The sequence below is a fragment of the Vibrio viridaestus genome (genome assembly GCF_003856525.1).
Lineage (GTDB): Bacteria > Pseudomonadota > Gammaproteobacteria > Enterobacterales > Vibrionaceae > Vibrio > Vibrio viridaestus.
The window spans coordinates 1-431 of record NZ_RJVQ01000142.1 but is presented as its reverse complement, the minus strand read 5'-3'; the positions used below and the strand labels follow the sequence as shown (position 1 = coordinate 431).

At 58.2% G+C, this 431-nt stretch carries 1 protein-coding gene; it reads right to left on the bottom strand.

Annotated features, from left to right (window positions below; genetic code table 11):
• Window positions 1-431, bottom strand: a 431-nt coding sequence (locus EES38_RS21965) for a major capsid protein (protein ID WP_208020508.1), incomplete at both ends; no start/stop codon positions are given.

Below are 431 nucleotides of genomic sequence, written 5' to 3'. Positions count from 1 at the left end.
CTCCAGCTCGGAATTAGAGCCACGACGGGTATCCAGCTTCTCCTTGACGGCTTTGAAGGAACGGAACAGCGCCCAGCCTTTCGGATCGAACACGATGATATTCACCACACCGCTGGCGTTCAGCGCGTAGGCTTCGATATCGTCGGTCGGGTCATACGTGGACTTGTCACGCTTGCTCCACTCCGTGCCGCCGGACTGCGTGATGTTATTCTCCTCACTGCGGCCCATATCCACCTCAACCGGATCGAAGGCTTCACCGGTCATGGTGTATTTGCCCTTAAGCACGGCAGAAACTGCCTGCATCTCTTCGACCTGAGCAATGGCCAGCTCTTCGTCACGCATGTTCTGCATGATGATGCGACGGCGGCGGTAAGCCGGGTCCGCCAGATTCTGCGGATCTTCATCCGGCAGGCGACGCAGGGTCATCTGCG